General features: G+C 49.6%; 2 protein-coding genes. Both read right to left on the bottom strand.

The features are described 5' to 3' along the window. Nucleotides 1-362: 362 nt before the first annotated feature. Nucleotides 363-812 (bottom strand): GxxExxY protein, encoded by a 450-nt coding sequence (locus tag CIK87_RS04385; RefSeq protein WP_094385820.1) that lies wholly within the window; start codon nt 810-812, stop codon nt 363-365. 87 nt (nt 813-899) lie between these two features. Further along, a partial coding sequence (locus tag CIK87_RS14300; protein WP_158216203.1) for a hypothetical protein occupies nt 900-1374 on the bottom strand: 475 nt, incomplete at its 5' end.

Raw genomic sequence — 1374 nt, 5'->3', positions numbered from 1 at the left:
TAAGGATGAGATAGATACAAAAAGCCGTAGAGTCTTCTGAAGGCTTCGCCTTTGTGGCTATGGCGCCGCCGACAGTCGGAAAACAAGTTTTCCTTCGTGTCACCACCGCCACAACCACAGTCATGCGGGGCATGACTTCAGAAGACACCACGGGGCAAAAAGCGGCCGACGGCCGTAAAAAAAGTCCGGCTACGCCGGTAAAAAAACAGACGCTTACTATCCTTGCCAAAGGAAAGAAGAAGATAGGCAAGGGCCTGCCAATGCAGCCTTCCAGGCATGTTTTTTTCCCTTACGCTGGCAAGCATGAACCCAGACAGGCTGTGACGGTTATCACTATCGTCGACACCTCACGCTGCGGCTTGTCAGAAAGCTGTTATCGTCAAGTCGGTCTTATCGTAATAGAACTTATAGATTGTCGCATGGGGATAACTATGAAAGTTGACGATAATACCTATAGGATATTGAGTGCCAAGCATGTAAGAAAACAACTGTTGATACTCTTTGGACGTCAAGTTCTCAAGGGCTTTACATTCGATGATGACATTGCCGCGCTTGTTGGGAACCACATAATCCATCTTCAGAAACGAAGAGAGGCTGTGGCCTTTGTAGACAGGATGATGGCGGTGCTCCTTCCATGCTGGGATACCTGCCTCGGAAAAGGCAACACCCAACGCTTCCTGGTAGATATACTCAGGCATACCTATTGGCAACTCTTTATACACATCCTGTATGACGCCAACGATGTCATACACATACTTCTGCAACTGAGCCTTGAACTCTGGGTCTAAAGTGGTTTTTGCCTTGACTATCATGATTGTATTATTGTCAGCTGCAAAGATAATGGATAGTTTGCAGACTAAAGAACATGAAACAGATTATTTGTTTTCTATGGCAGCAAACTAAATGAGGATGGGGATGGCTGCCATAAGGATGAGGTAGACACAAAAAGCCGTAGAGTCTTCTGAAGGCTTCGCCTTTGTGGCTATGGCGCCGCCGACAGTCGGAAAACAAGTTTTCCTTCGTGTCACCACCGCCACAACCACAGTCATGCGGGGCATGACTTCAGAAGACACCACGGGGCAAAAAGCGGCCGACGGCCGTAAAAAAAGTCCGGCTACGCCGGTAAAAAAACAGACGCTTACTGTCCTTGCCAAAGGAAAGAAGAAGATAGGCAAGGGCCTGCCAATGCAGTCTTCCAGGCAGGTCGGCGCAACATGGGGAAGACGGGAGAGGACATACACGAAAGCAGCTGTTTTTGTACCGGCGACTGCCGGACTTTTTTTACCGCCAAAGGCGGACTTTTTGTTTTTGCGGCTTTTCAGCCTGCCGACAGGCGGGCGGGGAGGGGGGTGGCGGCGAATGGCCGAGAGCGTG

This window comes from Prevotella sp. P5-64 (assembly GCF_002251285.1).
In the GTDB taxonomy this organism is placed as follows: domain Bacteria; phylum Bacteroidota; class Bacteroidia; order Bacteroidales; family Bacteroidaceae; genus Prevotella.
The sequence above is the reverse complement of the archived record's forward strand: the minus strand, read 5'-3'. Positions and strand labels throughout refer to the sequence as shown.

Coding starts and splice junctions, on each gene's coding strand:
- CIK87_RS04385 (WP_094385820.1), bottom strand. CDS start 812: ATGATAGTCAAGGCAAAAACCACTTTAGACCCAGAGTTCAAGGCTCAG.